Origin of the sequence: Neisseria chenwenguii (assembly GCF_002216145.1) — a bacterium.
GTDB classification, from domain to species: domain Bacteria; phylum Pseudomonadota; class Gammaproteobacteria; order Burkholderiales; family Neisseriaceae; genus Neisseria; species Neisseria chenwenguii.
Genome location: NZ_CP022278.1, coordinates 1,706,403 through 1,726,422 on the forward strand (window position 1 = coordinate 1,706,403; position 20,020 = coordinate 1,726,422).

The 20,020-nt window shown below is 55.9% G+C and carries 18 protein-coding genes and 1 tRNA gene; 8 read left to right on the forward strand and 11 right to left on the reverse strand.

Annotated elements, in window-relative coordinates; genetic code table 11:
* Positions 1–77: 77 nt before the first annotated feature.
* From hisD to BG910_RS08425, 5 genes are all read right to left on the reverse strand, one after another.
* Entirely contained in the window at positions 78–1,370 is a 1,293-nt protein-coding gene (hisD, locus tag BG910_RS08405; protein ID WP_089037202.1) for a histidinol dehydrogenase, read from the reverse strand.
* A gap of 74 nt (positions 1,371–1,444) precedes the next feature.
* Positions 1,445–2,167, reverse strand: coding sequence for an oxygen-insensitive NADPH nitroreductase (gene nfsA, locus BG910_RS08410; protein ID WP_089036451.1), 723 nt, complete (start codon positions 2,165–2,167; stop codon positions 1,445–1,447).
* Between the two features lie 69 nt (positions 2,168–2,236).
* Entirely contained in the window at positions 2,237–3,517 is a 1,281-nt protein-coding gene (locus BG910_RS08415; RefSeq protein WP_089036452.1) for an NYN domain-containing protein, read from the reverse strand.
* A gap of 99 nt (positions 3,518–3,616) precedes the next feature.
* The gene (hisG, locus tag BG910_RS08420; RefSeq protein ID WP_089036453.1) at positions 3,617–4,276 is read right to left on the reverse strand and encodes an ATP phosphoribosyltransferase; all 660 of its coding nucleotides are present in this window, start codon (positions 4,274–4,276) and stop codon (positions 3,617–3,619) included.
* A gap of 70 nt (positions 4,277–4,346) precedes the next feature.
* Positions 4,347–5,009, reverse strand: a complete 663-nt coding sequence (locus BG910_RS08425) for an SCO family protein (protein ID WP_232462183.1) — start codon at positions 5,007–5,009, stop codon at positions 4,347–4,349.
* A 231-nt stretch (positions 5,010–5,240) separates the two neighbouring features.
* On the opposite strand from BG910_RS08425, the gene BG910_RS08430 reads away from it, so the two are divergent.
* The 5 genes from BG910_RS08430 to BG910_RS08450 all read left to right on the forward strand — a co-directional run bounded on the left by BG910_RS08430 (position 5,241) and on the right by BG910_RS08450 (position 9,671).
* A tRNA-Leu gene (locus BG910_RS08430) sits at positions 5,241–5,325 on the forward strand.
* A 150-nt stretch (positions 5,326–5,475) separates the two neighbouring features.
* Complete coding sequence (locus BG910_RS08435) at positions 5,476–6,741, forward strand: family 20 glycosylhydrolase (protein ID WP_198344777.1); 1,266 nt, start codon at positions 5,476–5,478, stop codon at positions 6,739–6,741.
* A gap of 129 nt (positions 6,742–6,870) precedes the next feature.
* Entirely contained in the window at positions 6,871–7,707 is an 837-nt protein-coding gene (gene serB / locus BG910_RS08440) for a phosphoserine phosphatase SerB (RefSeq protein ID WP_089036454.1), read from the forward strand.
* A 325-nt stretch (positions 7,708–8,032) separates the two neighbouring features.
* Positions 8,033–8,905, forward strand: a complete 873-nt coding sequence (locus tag BG910_RS08445) for a YicC/YloC family endoribonuclease (RefSeq protein ID WP_325048910.1) — start codon at positions 8,033–8,035, stop codon at positions 8,903–8,905.
* A gap of 334 nt (positions 8,906–9,239) precedes the next feature.
* Positions 9,240–9,671, forward strand: a complete 432-nt coding sequence (locus BG910_RS08450) for a cupin domain-containing protein (protein WP_232462269.1) — start codon at positions 9,240–9,242, stop codon at positions 9,669–9,671.
* A gap of 338 nt (positions 9,672–10,009) precedes the next feature.
* Here BG910_RS08450 and dusA read toward each other — a convergent pair whose 3' ends face one another.
* Positions 10,010–11,011, reverse strand: a complete 1,002-nt coding sequence (gene dusA, locus BG910_RS08455) for a tRNA dihydrouridine(20/20a) synthase DusA (RefSeq protein ID WP_089036456.1) — start codon at positions 11,009–11,011, stop codon at positions 10,010–10,012.
* A gap of 415 nt (positions 11,012–11,426) precedes the next feature.
* Between dusA and BG910_RS08460 the strand changes: the two genes are divergently transcribed.
* Both BG910_RS08460 and BG910_RS08465 read left to right on the forward strand, forming a co-directional pair.
* Positions 11,427–13,505, forward strand: a complete 2,079-nt coding sequence (locus BG910_RS08460; RefSeq protein WP_089036457.1) for a carbon starvation CstA family protein — start codon at positions 11,427–11,429, stop codon at positions 13,503–13,505.
* Complete coding sequence (locus tag BG910_RS08465; protein ID WP_408633800.1) at positions 13,498–13,701, forward strand: CstA-like transporter-associated (seleno)protein; 204 nt, start codon at positions 13,498–13,500, stop codon at positions 13,699–13,701. The genes BG910_RS08460 and BG910_RS08465 overlap by 8 nt, the downstream gene beginning before the upstream one ends.
* Before the next feature lie 125 nt (positions 13,702–13,826).
* Here BG910_RS08465 and BG910_RS08470 read toward each other — a convergent pair whose 3' ends face one another.
* Both BG910_RS08470 and tsaE read right to left on the reverse strand, forming a co-directional pair.
* Complete coding sequence (locus BG910_RS08470) at positions 13,827–15,119, reverse strand: N-acetylmuramoyl-L-alanine amidase (RefSeq protein ID WP_089036459.1); 1,293 nt, start codon at positions 15,117–15,119, stop codon at positions 13,827–13,829.
* Positions 15,107–15,577 (reverse strand): tRNA (adenosine(37)-N6)-threonylcarbamoyltransferase complex ATPase subunit type 1 TsaE, encoded by a 471-nt coding sequence (gene tsaE / locus BG910_RS08475; protein WP_089036460.1) that lies wholly within the window; start codon positions 15,575–15,577, stop codon positions 15,107–15,109. The genes BG910_RS08470 and tsaE overlap by 13 nt, the downstream gene beginning before the upstream one ends.
* A gap of 250 nt (positions 15,578–15,827) precedes the next feature.
* Here tsaE and murI point away from each other — a divergent pair, with 250 nt between their 5' ends.
* Positions 15,828–16,637 (forward strand): glutamate racemase, encoded by an 810-nt coding sequence (gene murI / locus BG910_RS08480; RefSeq protein WP_089036461.1) that lies wholly within the window; start codon positions 15,828–15,830, stop codon positions 16,635–16,637.
* 411 nt (positions 16,638–17,048) lie between these two features.
* On the opposite strand, the gene BG910_RS08485 is transcribed toward murI, so the two are convergent.
* The 3 genes from BG910_RS08485 to hisB all read right to left on the reverse strand — a co-directional run bounded on the left by BG910_RS08485 (position 17,049) and on the right by hisB (position 20,005).
* Positions 17,049–17,525, reverse strand: a complete 477-nt coding sequence (locus BG910_RS08485; protein WP_089036462.1) for a ProQ/FINO family protein — start codon at positions 17,523–17,525, stop codon at positions 17,049–17,051.
* 297 nt (positions 17,526–17,822) lie between these two features.
* Entirely contained in the window at positions 17,823–18,926 is a 1,104-nt protein-coding gene (gene aroC, locus BG910_RS08490; RefSeq protein ID WP_089036463.1) for a chorismate synthase, read from the reverse strand.
* A gap of 149 nt (positions 18,927–19,075) precedes the next feature.
* The gene (hisB, locus tag BG910_RS08495) at positions 19,076–20,005 is read right to left on the reverse strand and encodes an imidazoleglycerol-phosphate dehydratase HisB (RefSeq protein ID WP_089037206.1); all 930 of its coding nucleotides are present in this window, start codon (positions 20,003–20,005) and stop codon (positions 19,076–19,078) included.
* Between the last annotated feature and the right edge of the window lie 15 nt (positions 20,006–20,020).

Consider the following 20,020-nt stretch of genomic DNA (forward strand, 5'->3'; position numbering starts at 1 on the left):
TCCGGATTCCCGCCTGCGCGGGAATGACGTTTACGCATTTGCGGGTTTGATTCGTTTTTTGCAGAAGTATCAACCCCTTATTTCTTCAACCGAAATTCCGCCGCGCGCGCGTGGGCGGTCAGGCTTTCGCCGTGCGCCAACACGCTGGCGGTTTTGCCCAGCTTTTGCGCGCCTGCTTCGGATACCTGTATCAGGCTGCTGCGCTTTTGGAAGTCGTAAGTGCCCAGCGGCGACGAGAAACGGGCGGTGCGGCTGGTGGGCAGAACGTGGTTGGGCCCTGCGCAGTAGTCGCCGAGGCTTTCGCTGGTGTAGCGGCCCATGAAAATCGCGCCGGCGTGGCGGATTTTTTTCGCCCATTCCTGCGGATTTTCTACCGACAATTCAAGGTGTTCGGGGCAGATGTAGTTGGCGGTTTCGCAGGCTTCGTCCAAATCTTTGGCCAAAATCATCGCACCGCGGTTGCCCAAGCTGGCTTCGATGATGGCGCGGCGCGGCATTTCGGCGATGAGTTTTTCCTGCGCGGCTTTCACCTCGTCGAGATACGCCTGCGAAGTGGCGATTAAGATGGCTTGCGCGATTTCGTCGTGTTCGGCCTGGCTGAACAAATCCATCGCCACCCATTCGGCGGGCGTGGTGCCGTCGGCGATAACGAGAATTTCAGACGGCCCCGCCACCATGTCGATGCCGACCACGCCGAATACGCGGCGTTTGGCGGCGGCGACAAACGCGTTGCCCGGCCCCGTGATTTTATCGACCTGCGGCACACTTTCCGTGCCGTAGGCCAGCGCCGCCACCGCCTGCGCGCCGCCGATGGTGAACACTTTGGTCACGCCCGCGACAAATGCCGCCGCCAGCACAATATCGTTGCGCTCGCCTTTGGGCGTGGGCACGACCATGATGATTTCCTTCACGCCCGCAACGTGCGCCGGCATCGCGTTCATAATGACCGAACTCGGATAAGCCGCCTTGCCGCCGGGCACATAAATCCCTACGCGGTCAAGCGGCGTAATCTGCTGGCCCAGAAGCGTGCCGTCTTCGTCTTCGTAAGTCCACGATTCCAGCTTTTGGCGGCGGTGGTAGCTTTCCACGCGCGCGGCGGACGTTTTCAAGGCCGTCTGAATATCGGCGGGAATGCGCGCAAATGCCGCTTTCAAATCGTCCTGACTCAAGGTCAGATCCGCAAACGACTGCGCCGACGTGCCGTCGAAACGGTTGGTGTATTCGACGACCGCCGCATCGCCGCGCTTTTGCACGTCGGCGCAGATGTCGGCAACGATTTGGTCGATTTTCGGGTCTTGCGCCGTTTCAAACGCCAACAGCGCTTCGAGTTCGGCTTGGAAATCGGGAGAACGGGTGTCGAGGAATTTCATGGGTTCGGTCTCTTCTGCGGTTTTGTAAAACATTTTTCAGAGGGTCTTCGGTATGCATTGATGCCGTCTGAAAGTCATCTTTTCAAAAATCCCTTTTTATGTAAAAAGCCCGCCATATGCGGACGCACGGGATTGGCCAGCGTTTTGGCCAGCGACTGTTTCCACGGCACGGATTTGCCTTTGCGCACTTTGTAATACGCCGCTACCGCCTGATTGTAGCTCTCTGCCGCGCCGTCATCCAATAAAGGACAGACGTTTTCGGCATAAACCAGCTCTTTGGGCAGGCGCGGTTTAAACGGCGGGTCTTGATCGGGATAACCCAAGCACAGACCGACCAGCGGCACGCAGTAATCAGGCAGGTTCAATACATCCGACACCTTCTGCGCATCATTGCGCAACGCGCCGATATACACGCCGCCCAAGCCCAGAGATTCGGCGGCCAGCAAAACGTTCTGCACCATAATGCCAGCGTCCACCGCGCCAATCAGGGTAACTTCAGTCCAGTCGAGTTGCGCTTCGGGGCAGATTTGCCGGTGTTTGGAAAAGTCGATGCAGAAAAGCAGAAATTCCGCACAATCAACGATATAGGGTGCACTGCCTGCCGCTTCGTGTATGCCTTGTCGCAAAGCTCGGTCGGATACGCGGATAACGGAAACACATTGCAGATTGTTCGAAGTCGAAGCCTGCTGCCCTGCGCGAACCAGCGTGTCGAGCATTTCTTCCGATATGGGTCGGGACGTGAATTTGCGGATGGAACGGTGGGAAAAAATGGTATCGAGCGTGGATTTACTTTGCATGTTTCGCAGTCTTTCGTTCGGGGGAACGGACTTCGGATATTGGAAGGCCGTCTGAAATTTCCGTTGGTGTCAATCCTTACTCACAAACCGCTTGTTCACTTTTACCCGCTCGCCGCGTCCGACTTTCTTGATTTCCAGCCAGTCGCTGTAAATGGCGTGCACCAGGGCGCGGTCGGTGTCGTAGCCGTAGTCGTGCGGGTTGATTTGTGCGGCAAGCTGTTTTAGAACGTCGCTCAGGCGCGCCCAGCCGTCGGCATCGGCTGCGGCATCGACGGCCTGCTGCACGAGCGGAATCACGCGGCTGAATTTGGGTTTGCCGTTTTTGGTTTTGGCGGCTTTGTCGGCAGGTGCGGTTGCGGTTTCTGGCTGTATGGGCCGGGCTGTGGGTTTGGCATCCGGCTGCAAGCCGTTTTGTCCGTTTTCAGACGGCCTGTTCTGTTCAGCCTGCGCCGCCGTTGCGGTGTCGGGTTGGCGTTCCGCACGTTTGCGGTTGCGGCCTGCGGGTTTGCCGTCGGCTGCGCCGTTTTGCGGTTTGTTGTCGCCCGAGGCCGTCTGAACGGCGGGTTCGGCTTGAACTACGGCATCAGCGGGCTTGCTTTCTTTTTCAGACGGCCTAACGTTTTTGTCGTTGCGGCGCACTTGGAGCTGGTTGTTGTCGGTGCGGTGTTCGAAAATATCGAAGGATTTGATGAGTTCGGAAAGTTTGGCGAAACCGTACAGGCGCGGGTCGAAATCGGGGTTGGTTTTATTGATGTAGCTGCCGATGGGGCCTAAATTTGCCCAGCCCAAATCGTCGGCGTTTTCGCGCACGGCGCGTTTGATGAGGGTGGCGACGTCGGTTTCGGGCGCGGTTTCGGTTTCGGCGGGTTTGGGTTTGGCGTTGTTTTTATTTTTGTCGCTGTGTTTTTCGGGGCGGAAGATTTCGGTGTAGATGAATTTGTCGCAGGCTTTGCGGAAGGCTTCGGGGGTTTTCTTTTCGCCGAAGCCGTAAACGGTGAGGCCGCTTTCGCGCAGGCGGCTGACGAGGCGGGTGAAGTCGCTGTCGCTGGAAACGATGCAGAAGCCGTCGAAGTTGCCGCTGTAGAGCAAATCCATGGCGTCGATGACCAGCGCCATGTCGGTGGCGTTTTTGCCTTTGGTGTAGGCGAATTGTTGGACGGGGATGATGGCGTGCGGCAGGAGGGCGGCCTTCCATTTGGAGAGGCCGTGGCTCCAGTCGCCGTAAATGCGTTTGACGCTGGCGATGCCGTATTTGGCGACTTCGGCCAGCAGGCGTTCGATGATGTCGGCGGATGCGTTGTCGGCGTCGATGAGGACGGCGAGTTTTTTGTCGGTCGGGGGAAGGCTCATGCGGGGGTTTCCTGTGTGTGTTTGGTGTTTTCGGACGGCTTTTGCGGTGGAACAGGCCGTCTGAAAAAGGTTTGTCGTTTTAAATGTTTAAGCCGTTTTTCAGACGGCCTCTTTGTTCACGACGCCGGCAAACGCCTGAATAATGGGGTCAAGCAGGGCGTATTTGGTTTTCAGCGCGGCTTTGTTGACGACGAGGCGGCTGGAAATGTCGGCGATGTGTTCGACGGCTTCGAGGTCGTTGGCTTTGAGGGTGTTGCCGGTGGAAACCAAATCGACGATGGCGTCGGAAAGGCCGACCAGCGGGGCGAGTTCCATCGAACCGTAGAGTTTGATGATGTCCACATGAACGCCTTTGGCGGCGAAATGTTCGGCAGCGATGCCGGGATATTTGGTGGCGATGCGCAGGCGGCTGCCGGGCTGTGAGGCGCGCGGGTAGTCGAATCCTTTGCGTACGGCAACCGTCATGCGGCATTTGGCAATCTGCAGATCGAGCGGCTGATACAGGCCGTCGCCGCCGTGTTCGATCAAAACGTCTTTGCCGGCGATGCCGAAATCCGCCGCGCCGTATTGGACGTAGGTCGGCACGTCGGTGGCGCGCATGATGACGAGGCGGATGTTTTCGTGGTTGGTGCCGATAATCAGCTTGCGCGATTTTTCGGGATTTTCAGACGGCACAATCCCTGCGGCGGCTAAAAGCGGCAGGGTTTCTTCAAAAATACGGCCTTTGGAAAGGGCGATGGTAAGGGCGTTGTCGTTCATGATATGGCGTTGTTTTCATTAAACAAAGGCCGTCTGAAAACGTGGATTCGGTTTTCAGACGGCATGGGGTTTACAGCAGGGTTTTGATGTCGGCGGCGATGTTTTCGGGGGCGCTGCCGTAGGGTTCGAAGAAGGCGACTTCGCCGTCTTTATCAATAACATACGAACCGGCGGTGTGATCGACCAGATAGTTTTTCGGGTCTTTGTCGGCGTTGATTTTGGCGGAAACGACGCGGTATTGCTGCTTGATCACAGGCAGACTCTGGCCTTCGGTTACGCTCAAGCCGATGAAGTCGGGGTTGAACTGCTTGACGTATTTGCCGACCAGTTCGGGCGTGTCGCGCTCGGGATCGACGCTGGCAAACACGACTTTCACGTCTTTCGCTTTATCGCCGAGCTGTTTGAGCGTATCGGCCTGGGTCAGCAGCTCGGTCGGGCAGACGTCGGGGCAGTGGGTGTAGCCGAACGACAAAATCACGACTTTGCCTTTCATATTGCTTAATTTGAATTCTTTGCCGTCACCGTCGGTCATGGCGAAATCGCCGCCGATGTCTTCCTTGCGCATATCGACGCTCTTCACATTGCTTTTCGCCGCAGGTTTGGCGGCAGAAGCAGATGTTTGCGTAGCGGAGGCTGGTGCAGACGCGGCGGGCGCGGCTTTGTCTTTGGGTTGGCAGGCGGCCAACAGTGCGAGGGCGGCGGCACCGAGCATCAGGTGTTTGGCGGTTTGCATGGCAGTAGTCCTTTTCGATGAATGCGGCAAAGATGGCGTATTTTATATCTTAACCCGTTTATACGATTAAATGTAGGGCGTAGCGGCAAAAAGCGCGGAAAGTTTGACTTTACCCCGCCGCATCAAACAAATATCGCCGAAGAATCAACACGCTGGATTTTGCGCGGCGCGAAACGGCAAAAAACGCTTTACAAGTTTTCCGATACCGCTATAATAGCAGCTTCATCACCTGCCCAGGTGGCGAAATTGGTAGACGCAGGGGACTCAAAATCCCCCGCCGAAAGGCGTGTCGGTTCGAGTCCGACCCTGGGCACCAGTTTTCCGAAAAAATGGCCGTTTGGTAACAACGGCCGTTTTTTTGTGCGCATTTAAAATAAAATGTCGGCAAATAAAATGTCGGCTTCGACAAAAATTGTTTTTTGCCTGATTATGAGGATTGATTAGTTAGTAAAGAGAAAGAATAATAATGATGAACCAGCATTCTCCCGCCCAGCCGGGTATTCGGAAATTTTTATTTAATCTGACGGCTTGTGCCGGTTTTGCATTTATCTGCGCCTGCGACAGCCCGCACGTTCATGCGGAGTCTGAGCCGTCTGAAACCCAAATCCGATCGGCCGCTTACGCCAACAAACGCAACGGCCTGATGCTCGACATCGCCCGCCATTACTACTCGCCGCAGGTCGTCAAACAATACATCGACACTGTGGCGCAATCGGGCGGTAAGTTTGTCCACCTGCATTTTTCCGACAACGAAAATTACGCATTGGAAAGCGCCGTGCTCAACCAGCGGGCGAAAGATGCGGTATTTTCAGACGGCATCTACACCAATCCCCTGACCAAACGCCCGTTTTGGAGCGACGAGCAACTTAAGGATGTGGTAGAGCACGCCAAACAGAAAAACATTGAATTAATTCCCGAATTTGGCGGTCCAAGGCACATCAAAGGCGTATTTGACCTGTTGGCCGAATACAAAGGCAAAACGTATGCGCGCGAATTGCGTTCCGCCCAAGAAGACGACGAAATCAACATCACCAAGCCCGAGAGCGTCGCCTTTGTCAAAGCAATGATGGGCGAAATCGCCGCCAAATTCCCATACGGCAGGCGTTTCCACATCGGCGGCGACGAATTCGGCTACAGCGCCGAGAGCAATCACGAATTTGTGCGCTACGCCAACGATATGGCCGCGTTTTTAGAGAAAAAGGGGCTGAAAACGCAGATGTGGAACGATGGCATGATGAAGTCCAATCTCGGCGATTGGAACAAAAACATCGAAATCACCTACTGGAGCTACGACGGCGATCCGCAAAGCAAAACCGAACGCCGGCGCCGCCGCGCCATGCGCGCAAGCCTGCCTGATTTGGTCAAACGCGGATTTAAGGTCTGGAACTACAATTCCTACTACCTCTATTTTGTGCCCAAACAGAATCTCGCTTTTTCCGAAGACATCGACTACGCCACCCGCGACGTACGCAAAAACTGGCACTTGGGCGTATGGGACAGATATAATTTCAAGAATACCGCCGATCCTGCCAAAATTCAGGGCGCGGCCTATGCCGTTTGGGGCGAACATGCGGGTAAGTTGAGCGACCGAACGATTTACGCCCACACCAAAGGCATGCTCGAAGCTGTGATGCACAAGGCGGGAGGGAAAGCGGATTGGCCTTCGAAAACCGCCAAACAGGGCAAAACGGGAAACCTGCTCAAAACAGCGGATAAGGTGCGGGGCAGATAAATCCGCCGTTGCCGCAGCTTGGGAAAGGCCGTCTGAAATTCAGTTACCGGGACGTAATCGAAATTTCAGACGGCCTTTTGCCGCCCGCTTCGCGTTATAATCCGTGTTTTCAAACGCAGGGTTTCCGCCATGCCAAACGTCCTCGTGCTTCAGCATTCCGATTTTTCCGCCTGCGGTTTGGGCTTTCTCGCGCCGCTGAATCTGCCCGCGCCGGTAGAATGCGGCAACAGCCTGCGTATCGCCGTTCCCGATGATTTTGTTTTTTCAGACGGCCTGAAAGCCGAATGCAGCCGCCGCGAAATCGACGCCGCCGTTTTGCCCGATATGGCGTTTGCCGATTTGGGACTGATTGTCAGCGATATGGATTCCACGCTGATTACCATCGAATGCGTGGACGAAATCGCCGCCGGCGTCGGCCTGAAAGCGCAGGTGGCGGAAATTACCGAACAGGCCATGCGCGGGGAATTGGATTTCGAACAATCGCTGCGCCGCCGCGTCGCCCTGCTCGAAGGCTTGGACGAAGCGGTTTTGCAGCAGGTTTACGACGACGTTTTGCAGCTTTCAGCCGGCGCGGAATTTCTGCTGGAAGAGTGCAAACGCCACGGCGTGAAGTTTATGCTGGTGTCGGGCGGATTTACCTTTTTCACCGAGCGTTTGCAGCGGCGGCTGGGCTTTGAATACCAACGCGCCAATGTTTTGGAAATTTCAGACGGCAAACTGACCGGACGGCTCATCGGCGGCGTGATCGATGCGCAGGCCAAAGCGGATTTGCTGGTCGAAACCCGCGATATGCTGGGTTTGCAGCCGCAGCAGGTTTTGGCAGTGGGCGACGGCGCCAACGACATTCCCATGCTTTTGGAAGCGGGCATCGGCGTGGCCTACCGCGCTAAACCGAAAGCGCAGGCACATGCGGAAGCGAGCGTGAGTTTCGGCGGTTTGGGACGGGTCAGGGGCTGGTTTCGTTGAGGCCGTCTGAAAAGTATAGTGAATTAAAATAAAAAATCCACTTCGTTGGCTGCGGCCGGGCTCAAAGAGGACGATTCACTAAGGCGCCGAAGCGCCAAGTTCATCTGTCCCGCACTACCCGTACTGTCCGCGCCTTGCCGCCTTGTATCTTTCTTATTTTATTTCACTATATTTTAATTTATTTTAAGTCAGGCCGTCTGAAAACTGTTTTCCATGCAGAATGCGGTTTTCAGACGGCCTGACTGCATCTGCCCCTTGCCCCCGCCCCGCGTCTGTATGTTATAGTCAGGCCACTTTCACTCGTATTTGGAAACGGAGTAAAAACATGACCATCCGCAGTATGACCGGTTTTGCCAACGCCGCAGGCGAATGCGCGGGTAAGCGCATCAACCTTGAAGTCCGCGCGGTAAACCACCGCTATTTGGACGTTCAATTCCGCATGCCCGAAGACTTGCGCCATTTGGAAGGTGCATTGCGCGAACGGATTGCCGCCGAGGCGCAGCGCGGCAAGGTCGAATGCCGCATTCAGGTGCAGGACGGCGCGCAGGGTGCGCAGAGTTTGGACGTGAATCAGGATCTGGTGGAACAGCTCGCCGCGCTCAACCAACAATGGCGCAAGGTTCACACGGATTTGGGCAAGCTGACGGTGGCTGATATTTTGCGCTTCCCGGGCGTTTTGGCCAGTCAGAACGCCGATCCCGAAGAGTTTGCCAAGGCGGTGCAGGAATTGCTGGCGCAGGCTTTGAAAGATTTCGGCGCGGCACGCAAACGCGAGGGGAAAAAGCTGGCGGAGCATCTCTTGGAACGCCTCGCCAAAATGGAAACCATCATTGATGCTTTGAGCGGACTTTTCCCCGCGCTGCTTGAGGCGCATATGGAAAAAGTCAGAGGCCGTCTGAAAGAAGCGGTGGGCAATATCGACAATGACCGCTTGCAGCAGGAATTTGCGCTGTTTATCCAAAAAGCGGACGTGGACGAAGAATTCAGCCGCCTGCGCACGCACATCGATGAAGTGCGCCGCATCGTAACCGAAGCCAAAGGCAGCGTCGGCAAACGGCTGGATTTCCTGATGCAGGAGCTCAACCGCGAGGCGAACACGCTGGGCAGCAAAGCCATCGCGGCAGAATGTACGCAGGCTTCGGTGGAACTGAAAGTGTTGATCGAACAGATGCGCGAGCAGGTTCAGAATATCGAGTAATTGCGGTAAGTACGGTTAGCCGCCCGAAGGCGGCGTAACCGTATGCGGCGCTGTTTGGCGACACCTGCCGAGGCCGTCTGAAAAACGGGGTGGTGGAATTTGCAGGATTCGGACGTTACAGTTTGCACGGGTTTGTACGGTTACGCCGCCTTCGGGCGGCTAACCGCACCTACGGCGGCTGAAGCAATATTCCCGACCATACAGATAGCACAGGCCGTCTGAAACATAAAACCGGACGGCGGTTAATGTTTCAGACGGCCTTTTTCTTTTATCGTTGCAAACTAAGGAGCAGAAAATGAAACATCTGGTTTTTGCAGGACTGGCGGCAGTTTTAATGTCCGGCGCGGCATGGGCGGCGGATACGCCCGCAGCCAAACCGCTCGACCGCAGCATTCAGGTTTACCGCAAAGCGGATATGCAGGAATGGAACCGCGAAAAAGCAGGCGGCGGCAAAGGCGCGCTGTTGGGGCGTTTTGCCTACACGCGTCATCAGACCGGCAGGCAGGACGGGTTTAAAGAAATCGGCTGGCTGACGCTGCCCAAAGGCGCATCCATCGGCCTGCACGGCCATACCGACAACGAAGACACCTACATCATTATTTCGGGCAAAGGTGTGTTTACCGACGGCTCGGGCAAGGAAACCAAAGTCGGCGCGGGCGACGTCACCATCGCGCGGCCGGGTCAGTCGCACGCGCTGCGCAATGCAGGCAATGAGCCGCTGGTGTTTTTAAACTTGATTGCAAACCCGGAAAGTTTGGCGAAATAGGGTTTGAAATGTGAACAGGCCGTCTGAAAATCCGATTATTGGGCGCAATCGGGTTTTCTGGCGGCCTTTAGGCAGACGTTTCTGATTTTTGCAAAAGTCTCGGCCTTTGGGCAAAGGCCGAGACTTTTGCAAAAAATAAATCAAACCCGCAAATATGTAAACATCATTCACGAGCAGGCGGGAATCCAGAAGGTTAAACTCGGACAATTGCTTGTTTTAAAAACATTATCCCACCCAAACGTCTGGATTCCCGCCTGCGGGAATGACGGATTTGGCGTTTCAGACGGCCGTTGGACAGTATTTGTGAATTTTGCAAAGGTCTCAGGCCGTCTGAAAATTTATTCCCAACTATTCGCCCGCTCGACTTCCTGCCATGCTTCGAGTATCAGGCTGCCGTCGTTGTCTTTCAAAAGCGCGGCGTCGGAGAGCATGCGCCGCCAGACGCGGGCTTTGTTCAGGCCGTGCATCAGGCCGAGGGTGTGGCGGACGATGTGGCGCAGGATGGTGCCGCGACCGGCTTGGATTTGCGCTTGGCTGTATGCAAACAGGCGTTGAACGAGGTCGGCATATTCGATGGGCGCGGCGGAGCCGTTGTAAAACAGTCTGTCCCAGTCGCGCATAATCATGGGGTTGTGGTACGCCTCGCGCCCGACCATTACGCCGTCAACGTGTTTGAGGTGTCCGGCGATTTGCTGATTGGTGGTAATGCCGCCGTTGATGAGGATTTCGAGGTCGGGAAAGTCTTGTTTGAGGCGGTAGACGTAGTCGTATTTGAGCGGGGGAACGTCGCGGTTTTCTTTGGGCGAGAGGCCGTCGAGCCAGGCGTTGCGTGCGTGGACGATGTAGGTTTTGCAGGCGGTTTTTTCGCGCAGGGTGCCGACGAAATCGGTGAGGGTTTGGTATTCGGTTTGGCGGTCGATGCCGATGCGGTGTTTGATGGTGACGGGGATTTGCACGGCGTCCTGCATGGCGTTGAGGCAGTCGGCGACCAAACCGACTTCGTTCATCAGGCAGGCGCCGAACGCGCCTTTCTGTACGCGCGGGCTGGGGCAGCCGCAGTTGAGGTTGACTTCGTTGTAACCGTAGTTTTCGGCGGCTTTGGCGGCTTTGGCCAAATCGGCGGGCTCGCTGCCGCCCAGTTGCAGGGCGACGGGCTGTTCGCCGTCGTTAAACGCCAAAAAGCGGTCTTGGTCGCCGTAGATGATGGCGCCGGCGTTGACCATTTCGCTATAAAGCCAGGTGTGGCGTGTGATTTGGCGCGCCATGTAGCGGTAGTGGCGGTCGGTCCAGTCGAGCATGGGGGCGACGGCAAGGCGGCGCGGGGGGAGGTCTTGGGTCATGTTTCTATCTATATAAGATGCTGTTTTTTCAGGCGGCATTATAGCAGAGGGGGGAGGAGGAGATGATTGGCGGCCTGCCGAAGGCCGTCTGAAAGTTTGTCGAGGTTTCTTTCTTTATAGTTTAGGGAAACAAAAATTTACATAGCGTTTGTTATTTCGCTGTTGATAATTAAGAAGTTTTTGGCGATGTAGCAAAATGTAGGCAGGAATTTCAAGTGTTTTAACATTTTTCTCAAAATAATTTGATTTAAAGCAGATTTGTCTCGTTGGGACGGCATATTTTTCATTCAGCTATGTTAATATTTACGAAAAATTTTAGGCTTAATATCTAATTATTTGAAATTTAAATAAATATTTAGATATTAAAAGTTTATTAATTTTTCTTTTCGGACTTTCGTTACTCTAAGGAACTGATATGAAAGCGTTAAAATCGTTCTTGATATGGGGGGCGGTGGTGTTGTCCGGTGTCATGGCCTTTGCCACACTTGCCTTCAGCCGTGGCGAACACGTCAGCGCGGTTTGGCTGGTTGTGGCTGCCGTTTCGGTTTACTGCATTGCCTACCGTTTTTACAGCCTCTATATCTGTAAAAACATTTTGCAGCTCGACGAGCGCCGTATGACGCCGGCCGAGCGCAATAATAATGGTGTGGACTATGTGCCGACCGACAAGAAAGTTTTGTTCGGCCACCACTTCGCTGCGATCGCAGGCGCCGGCCCGCTGGTGGGACCGGTATTGGCTTCGCAGATGGGTTATCTGCCCGGTACGCTGTGGATTATCTTCGGCGTCGTACTGGCAGGTGCGGTGCAGGATATGATGGTGCTGTTTGTTTCGATGCGCCGCGACGGCAAGTCGTTGGGCGAAATCATCAAGCAGGAATTGGGTACGACCGCCGGCGTGATTGCGTCCATCGGTATTCTCATGATCATGATCATCATTACCTCCGTGTTGGCATTGATTGTGGTGAAAGCGCTGACACACAGCCCGTGGGGTACGTTTACCATTATGGCGACCGTGCCGATTGCGCTGTTTATGGGCTTCTATGCACGCTTTATCCGTCCGGGCAAACTGGGCGAAATCGCGATTGTCGGCTTTATCGCTATGATGAGCGCCGTGATTTTCGGTGACCGCGTGGCGCAAAGTTCCATCGGTCACTGGTTTGACCTCAACGGCGTGCAACTGGCCGTATTCATCATGCTCTACGGCGGTATTTCTTCATTGCTGCCGGTTTGGTTCCTGATGACCCCGCGCGACTATCTGGCGACTTTCCTGAAAATCGGTACGATTATTGCGCTGGCCATCGGCATCGTCATTGTCGGCCCCGAACTGAAAATGCCTGCCGTAACCCACTTCATCGACGGTACCGGCCCGGTATTCTCCGGCAAACTGTTCCCGTTCTTGTTCATTACCATCGCCTGTGGTGCGGTATCCGGTTTCCACGCGCTGATTTCTTCCGGCACAACGCCGAAAATGATTGCCAACGAAACCCACGTCCGCGCCATCGGTTACGGCGGTATGTTGATGGAAAGTTTCGTTGCCATGATGGCTTTGGCGGCTGCCTGCTCGCTGGATCCGGGCGTGTACTTCGCCATGAACAGCCCTGCTGCATTGATCGGTACTGACGTGCACACTGCTGCGCAAGCGATTACCACCAAACTGAACATCCCTGCTGATGCCGCCGTCTTGGCGCATACCGCAAAAGAAGTGGGCGAAAATTCCATTCTTTCCCGCGCAGGTGGTGCACCGACCCTCGCCGTCGGGATGGCGCACATCATGAGCCGCCTGATTCCCGGCGAAGCCATGATGGCCTTCTGGTATCACTTCGCGCTCTTGTTTGAAGCCATGTTCATTCTGACCGCCGTTGACGCGGGTACCCGTACATCGCGCTTCATGTTCCAAGATTTGCTGGGTACATTCGTCAAACCTTTGGGCACCGGCCGCGGTATGTTCTCCAACGTTGTCGCTACTTTCCTGGCCGTCGGTTCTTGGGGTTACTTCCTCTATACCGGCGTTACCGACCCGCTGGGCGGCATTAACTCGCTCTGGCCGCTGTTTGGTATCGGCAACCAAATGCTCGCCGGCATCGCCCTGATTATGGTCGCCGTCGTTCTCGTGAAGATGAAACGCGAACGCTACGTCTGGGTTCCGCTGCTGCCTGCAACCGGTCTGCTGATCGTTACCGCCGTTGCATCCCTGCAAAAACTGTTCGACCCCGATCCGCACGTCAGCTTCTTGGCGCACGCTGCCAAATACCGCGAGGCTGCCGCCGCAGGCCAAGTTTTGGCACCCGCTAAAGACGTGGCACAAATGAGCCAGATTGTGTTGAACGACTACGTTAACTCAACTTTGTGTGCAGCCTTTATGCTGGTGGTTGTGTTTGTCGCCATCTACGGTTGGTTTGTCGCAATGAAAGCGCGTAAAGTGGCTTGGCCGACTGCCAAAGAAATCCCTGCCGTTTACCGCGATGAGGTGGCTGCCGGTGAAAAAGCTGCTTAATCATCCTTTTGTAGGCCGTCTGAAAAAAGCCTGTAAAGAGGCGCGCATCGCAGCCAACTACATGGCAGGCATTCCGGATTACGACCGCTATGTTGCGACACAGCGCCGCCATAATCCGAATGCGCCGGTCATGACCAAGGTAGAATTTCTGGATTACTGCCGTCTGAAAAGTAACGGCAACGGACGCTGCTGTTAAGGCCGTCTGAAAACGAAACCCCGTATGGAAAACATACGGGGTTTCGTTTGTTGGGGTTTTCAAACGGCCTCAACCGTTTTTCTTCGGCTTGTCCCAAAGATTGCGATTTTCCCCGCAGTACGGTCTCAACGGCGCAACACGGCGGTGTTGATGTATTTCTGAATGCCGGTGGCAATCGAGTCGGCGCAGCGGCTGCGAAACGAGACGCTGGCGAGGAGCTGCTCTTCGGTCGGGTTGGAGATAAACGCGGTTTCGACCAGAATCGACGGAATGTCGGGCGCGCGCAATACGGCGAAGTTGGCTTCGTCCACACGGCCTTTGTGCAGCTTGTTGAGTTTGCCCAATTCGGTCAGCACAGAATTGCCGAGGCGGCGGCTGTCGCGCATGGTGGCGGTTTGGGTCATGTCGAGAATGGCGTTATCGACGTGGCGGTTGCCGCTGGAGGGGACGCCGCCGATGGCGTCGGCGTTGTTTTGCGTTTGTGCGAGGAATTTCGCTGCCGCGCTGGTGGCGCCGCGGGTGTTGAGGATGTAAACGCCCGTTCCGCGTGCGCTCGGGCTGGTGAAGGCGTCGGCGTGGATGGAAACGAAAACGTCGGCACGGCGCGCGCGCGCTTTGGCAACGCGGATGTTGAGCGGGATGAATACGTCTTCGTTGCGGGTCATGTAAACGGTGTAGCCCATTGATTCGAGACGTCTCTTTGTTTCGCGGGCAACGGATAGGACGACGTTTTTTTCACGCAGTCCGCTGCGGCCGATGGCGCCTGGATCTTCGCCGCCGTGACCGGGATCGAGCATGATGACGGGGCGGCGACTGCCGCTGCGCGTTTGCGGCGGCAGCGTGTAGTCGGGTTCGGGCTGACGCGGCCGGTTTGGCGTTTGGCGCTGTTGCTCGACTTGGCGGCGGGTGGTGGTGCCGGCGGAGCGCGGGCGGTCGCCGTTGAGCAGTGCCATCATCGGGTCGTTGGCATCCACGCCCTGCGGGTAAAGGTCGATGACCAAGCGGTTTTTAAAGCTGCTCACGGGCGCGAGCGAGAAGACCTGCGGGTGGACGCTCTGTTTCAAATCGATCACGATGCGCACGGTGTTGGGCGTATTTTGCCCTGCGCGGATGCTGCGGATAAACGGGTCGTCGGGCAGCACTTTTTTCGAGATGCCCTGCAAAACAGTATTAATCTGCGCACCCTGAATGTCGAGTACCAGCCGGTTGGGATTTTCCAATGCGAAATGCTGGTAACGCAGCGCGCGCGTGCTTTCGACGGTCACACGGGTATAGGCGTTTGCCGGCCATATACGCACGGCCACAAACTGCGCGGGACCCGATGCGCGGCGGGCGGCGAGGGCGGAAGTAATCGGAGTGAGGGTGAAAAAAAGACCGGCCGCTTGGCGGACAATCTGTCGTCTTGTCAGTTTAACCATGATTCTAAAATTTTTCGGCCTTGCGGTGTGTGGGCGGTAACGGCGCAGCTTCTGCCGCTGCCGTCGCGGGAAAGCGAAACGGTCAGGTCGGCGGGCGGAACAAAGCCGCCGCCCTGCTGCGGCCATTCGATCAGGCGGACGCTGTTGTCGGCAAACAACTCGTCCAAGCCCGCGTCTTCCCATTCTTCGGGCGACGTGAAGCGGTACAAATCGAAATGGTGCAGCGCAAACTGCGGCAGCGCGTAGGATTCGACGATGGCGTAGGTCGGGCTTTTTACCGTGCCCGTATGCCCCAAACCGCGCAAAAGGCCGCGGGTAAACGTCGTTTTTCCCGCGCCCAAACCGCCTTCGAGATACACCGTTAACGGCGCGGACAGCTGTTTTGCCCATTCGCCGCCCCAAGCCAGGGTCGCCGCTTCATCGGGCAGAAATCGGGTCAGAGTTGCGCCGCCACTCATCGGATTGGCCTTGTCGTAGTCGTAAAAGATTGAATTATGCGGGAATCGGCCTGATTTGCAAATATTTCGAAAGATAAAGTTAGATAAAGATGGTGCGGCGCAACGAAATGGCAGCACCGCTTTAAAAAACCGCATCAGGCCGTCTGAAAACCCGCCGCATGATTTTCAGACGGCCTCACGCCGTTTTCCAAGATGAAAGCCCTGCCCGAAACGGGTACAATAACCGTACATTTTTCACACCGCACAAATCATGAACAACACCAACCAATGCCCCATCGGCGTCTTCGATTCCGGAGTCGGCGGCCTCACCAACGTCCGCGCCCTGATGGAACGCCTGCCGATGGAAAACATCGTCTATTTCGGCGACACCGCCCGCGTTCCCTACGGCACCAAATCGCGTGCCACCATCGAAACCTTTTCTATGCAGATCGTCGATTTCCTGCTCGAACACGACGTCAAAGCGCTGGTCATCGCCTGCAACACCATCGCCGCTACCGCCGGCCAGAGAATCCGCCAGAAAGCCGGCAACATGCCCGTTCTCGACGTCATTTCCGCCGGCGCACAAGCTGCGCTGGCGACCACCCGCAACAACAAAATCGGCATCATCGCCACCAACACTACCGTCAACAGCAACGCCTACGCCCGTGCCATCCACAGCCAAAATTCCGCCACGCTGGTGCGTACCCAAGCCGCGCCGCTGCTCGTCCCCCTCGTCGAAGAAGGCTGGCTTGATCACGAAGTTACCCGCCTGACTGTGCGCGAATACCTCAAACCGCTGCTGGTGGACAATATCGACACGCTGGTATTGGGCTGCACCCACTTCCCTCTGCTCAAGCCGCTCATCGGCCAAGAAGCTCCCGGCGTCGCGCTGGTCGATTCCGCCATCACCACCGCCGAAGCCACTGCCCAAGCCCTGTCGGCTGCCGGTTTGCTCAACTCCGAAAATCCCGCGCCCGACTGCCGCTTCTACGTCAGCGACATCCCCCTGCGTTTCCGCACCATAGGCGAACGCTTCTTGGGGCGGAGTATGGAACAGATTGAAATGGTAACGCTGGGATAGGGAGGGAAGGCCGTCTGAAAAGTTTTTTTTCAGACGGCCTGAATGGATGCTGAGGCCGTCTGGAAATTTATTATTTGTTTGAACCGCTGATTGGATTAAATGATATGACTTGGGCGCTTATCTTTTAGGCAGTTTCTTTTTCTTGATGCTGGCATCTAATGCGTTGGAGATCAATAAACTAGTGCCGAAAGAAAAATTGAACTTGAATTTATTATATGCAATATTGGCGATGGTTTTTACAGGGATTGTTTACGCATTTCACCGGTAAGCGGTGCAGAGCCGTTGGACGCAAGTCATGTACGCAGTTTCCAAACTGAAAAAATTCGGCCGTCTGAAAATCCGAATTACGTCAATCATCGGGTTTTCAGACGGCCTGTTCTGTATTCAAGCTCTGAAATTTTAAGCCGGATTTTATTCTGCTGCAGGCGTATCCGCTGCGGTGGTTTGTGCAACGGTTTCGGCTTCGGGTTGAACAGCTTCCTCCTGCGCAGTTTCTGCTTGTGAAGCGACTTTGGCGGCTTCACGCGCGGCTTGGGCGGCCATGGCTTCTTTCACGGCGGGGTGTTGCCGGGCGATGGCTTGTTCTTCCGCGCTGACTTCGCCTTTGAAGCGGTTGTTCAGATCAAAGCGTTTGCCGCCTCGGGCGAGGGCTTTGAGGTAGCGGGGGCGGCGGCAGTGGTTGGCCAATACGCGTGCAATCAGGGCGGGATCGTATTGGGGCAGGGCGGCAGCGAGGTCTTGGTCGATGCCGACGGCCAGCGGTTTGAAACGTTTGAACACGTCGTATTTGCCGTAGATGTGGTCGGCAATCATGTCGGTCTGTTTCTTTTTGCTCATGGTTTGGACAGCGTTTTTCAGCGCGGCGCCCAAAGCGGTTTCTTGCGTCATTTCGGTTGTGTTCCTGTGAAAAATCTGCCGCGCAGGCAGGGTTTCGATGGGCGTTATTTTAGTATAAATACTTGCTCCGTGGCGAAGTTTTCTCATAGTGAACTAAAATAAAAAATCTACTTCGTTGGCTGCGGCTGAGCTCAAAGAGGACGATTCGCTAAGGCGCTGAAGCGCCAAGTTCATTTGTCCCGTACTATCCGTACTGTCTGCGCCTTGCAGCCTTGTATCTTTTTTATTTTATTTCACTATGCTGATTAATTTTCAGACGGCATAGGAGGTGTGATGCCGTCTGAAAACTTATGCTCCGCCCAATTTGGCAATGTCGGGAGTCTCGATGCGTACGTCGGCGTTTTGAGCGCGGTGGCGCAGGGCGTGGTCTGCCAGCACCAGCGCGAGCATGGCTTCGGCGATGGGGGCGGCGCGCAGGCCGACGCAGGGGTCGTGGCGGCCGTGGGTGGCGAGCTCGACGGGATTACCTTCTATATCAATGGATTGGCGTGGCGTGGCGATGGAGCTGGTGGGCTTGATGGCGAAGTTGGCGGTAACGGTTTGGCCGGTGGAGATGCCGCCGAGTATGCCGCCCGCGTGGTTGGATTGAAAACTTTGTGGGGTGAGTTCGTCGCCGTGGTAACTGCCGCGTTGGGCAGCGACGGCGAAGCCGTCGCCGATTTCGACGCCTTTGACGGCGTTGATACTCATCAGCGCGTGGGCGATGTCGGCATCGAGGCGGTCGAACACGGGTTCGCCGAGGCCGACGGGTACGTTGCGCGCTTCGATGTGCAGCTTGGCGCCGACTGAATCGAGCGATTTGCGGATGCTGTCCATATAGGCTTCGAGTTCGCCGATTTGGCTTTGGTTGGCGGCGAAAAACGGGTTTTGGCTGATGAAGTCTTCGTTTTCAAAGGCGATTTCGACTTCGCCGACTTGCGTTACCCAGCAGACGATTTCGGTACCGAACTGCTGTTTCAGCCATTTTTTGGCGATGGCACCGGCAGCCACGCGGGCGGCGGTTTCGCGGGCAGAACTGCGTCCGCCGCCGCGGTAGTCGCGGATGCCGTATTTGTGCCAGTAGGTGTAGTCGGCGTGACCGGGGCGGAATTGGCGGGCGATGTTGCCGTAGTCTTTGCTGCGCTGGTCAGTGTTGCGGATGAGCAGGGCGATGGGTGTGCCGGTGGTTTTGCCTTCGAACACGCCGGAGAGGATTTCCACTTCGTCGGCTTCGCGGCGCTGGGTAACGTGGCGGCTGGTGCCGGGTTTGCGACGGTCGAGGTCGGCTTGGATGTCGGCTTCTGTGAGCGGGAGGTTGGGCGGACAGCCGTCGATGATGCAGCCGAGCGCGGCGCCGTGGCTTTCGCCGAAGGTGGTGACGGTGAAGAGTTGTCCGAATGTATTGCCTGCCATGATGTGCCTTGAAGTGGGAAGTTTGCGGGAAAGATTGGCTGGGATTTTAGCATAAAGGCCGTCTGAAAATTCAGTTGGCCGGCGTGTTTCGATTCTGCTTGCCAACCGTTGAATTTTTCAGACGGCCTTTGCGTTTGCGCGCTGGGGTTTTAGTCGGTCAGCGTGCCTTTGGTGGAGGGCATTCTGCCGGCAAGGCGTTCGTCGAATTCGACTGCCGTGCGCAAGGCGCGGCCGAAGGCTTTGAACACGGTTTCTGCCTGATGGTGGGCATTTTTGCCGCGCAGGTTGTCGATGTGCAGCGACATCATGCTGTGGTTGACGAGGCCGTGGAAAAATTCTTCAAACAAATCAACGTCGAAACGGCCGATAACGGCGCGGGTAAATTCGAGGTTGTACACCAAGCCGGGGCGGCCGGACAAATCCAATACGACACGGCTCAGGGCTTCGTCGAGCGGTACATAGGCATGGCCGTAGCGTCGGATGCCGGCTTTGCTGCCGAGCGCCTGTTTGAGGGCTTGGCCTAAGGTGATGCCGATGTCTTCGACGGTATGGTGGTCGTCGATGTGCAAATCGCCTTTGCATGTGATGTCCAAATCAATCATGCCGTGGCGGGCGATTTGGTCGAGCATATGCTCGAGGAAGGGAACGCCGGTGTCGAAGCGGCTTTGGCCGGTACCGTCGAGGTTGAGGGAAACGGTAATCTGGGTTTCGCAGGTGTTGCGGGTAACGGTAACGAAACGGCCTTCGCCGGGGATTTCAAACGCGGCGGCTTGGTTTTCAGACGGCAGATAAACGGCTTGCGCTGCTGCTTCGGCTTCTGCGGCGGTTTTTTCCAGCTCTTTGCTGTGGTCGCGACCCAGCCAGCCTTTGCGTTTGCCCATGCCTTTTTCCAGCTTTTCGGCAAGGCTGGGGCGGATGCCGCGCGCGCTTTCGTCGTCTTTCTGTTCTTCAAGGCGGCGTTTGAGTTGGGAGAGGGAAGCGGATTTTTCGTAACCGCATTTGCGCGCCAGCTTGGAAAGCGAGCCGGCTTCTTCGACTAAGAGGTAAAAATTGGTAAGGTGGAGCTGGGCTTTGGTCATGGTAAACATCCAATC

What these genes read in the sequence shown, in the direction of transcription:
- hisD (WP_089037202.1), bottom strand. Translation starts at nt 1,370, where the DNA reads ATGAAATTCCTCGACACCCGTTCTCCCGATTTCCAAGCCGAACTCGAA.
- nfsA (WP_089036451.1), bottom strand. Translation starts at nt 2,167, where the DNA reads ATGCAAAGTAAATCCACGCTCGATACCATTTTTTCCCACCGTTCCATC.
- BG910_RS08415 (WP_089036452.1), bottom strand. Translation starts at nt 3,517, where the DNA reads ATGAGCCTTCCCCCGACCGACAAAAAACTCGCCGTCCTCATCGACGCC.
- hisG (WP_089036453.1), bottom strand. Translation starts at nt 4,276, where the DNA reads ATGAACGACAACGCCCTTACCATCGCCCTTTCCAAAGGCCGTATTTTT.
- BG910_RS08425 (WP_232462183.1), bottom strand. Translation starts at nt 5,009, where the DNA reads ATGCAAACCGCCAAACACCTGATGCTCGGTGCCGCCGCCCTCGCACTG.
- BG910_RS08435 (WP_198344777.1), top strand. Translation starts at nt 5,476, where the DNA reads ATGATGAACCAGCATTCTCCCGCCCAGCCGGGTATTCGGAAATTTTTA.
- serB (WP_089036454.1), top strand. Translation starts at nt 6,871, where the DNA reads ATGCCAAACGTCCTCGTGCTTCAGCATTCCGATTTTTCCGCCTGCGGT.
- BG910_RS08445 (WP_325048910.1), top strand. Translation starts at nt 8,033, where the DNA reads ATGACCATCCGCAGTATGACCGGTTTTGCCAACGCCGCAGGCGAATGC.
- BG910_RS08450 (WP_232462269.1), top strand. Translation starts at nt 9,240, where the DNA reads ATGTCCGGCGCGGCATGGGCGGCGGATACGCCCGCAGCCAAACCGCTC.
- dusA (WP_089036456.1), bottom strand. Translation starts at nt 11,011, where the DNA reads ATGACCCAAGACCTCCCCCCGCGCCGCCTTGCCGTCGCCCCCATGCTC.
- BG910_RS08460 (WP_089036457.1), top strand. Translation starts at nt 11,427, where the DNA reads ATGAAAGCGTTAAAATCGTTCTTGATATGGGGGGCGGTGGTGTTGTCC.
- BG910_RS08470 (WP_089036459.1), bottom strand. Translation starts at nt 15,119, where the DNA reads ATGGTTAAACTGACAAGACGACAGATTGTCCGCCAAGCGGCCGGTCTT.
- tsaE (WP_089036460.1), bottom strand. Translation starts at nt 15,577, where the DNA reads ATGAGTGGCGGCGCAACTCTGACCCGATTTCTGCCCGATGAAGCGGCG.
- murI (WP_089036461.1), top strand. Translation starts at nt 15,828, where the DNA reads ATGAACAACACCAACCAATGCCCCATCGGCGTCTTCGATTCCGGAGTC.
- BG910_RS08485 (WP_089036462.1), bottom strand. Translation starts at nt 17,525, where the DNA reads ATGACGCAAGAAACCGCTTTGGGCGCCGCGCTGAAAAACGCTGTCCAA.
- aroC (WP_089036463.1), bottom strand. Translation starts at nt 18,926, where the DNA reads ATGGCAGGCAATACATTCGGACAACTCTTCACCGTCACCACCTTCGGC.
- hisB (WP_089037206.1), bottom strand. Translation starts at nt 20,005, where the DNA reads ATGACCAAAGCCCAGCTCCACCTTACCAATTTTTACCTCTTAGTCGAA.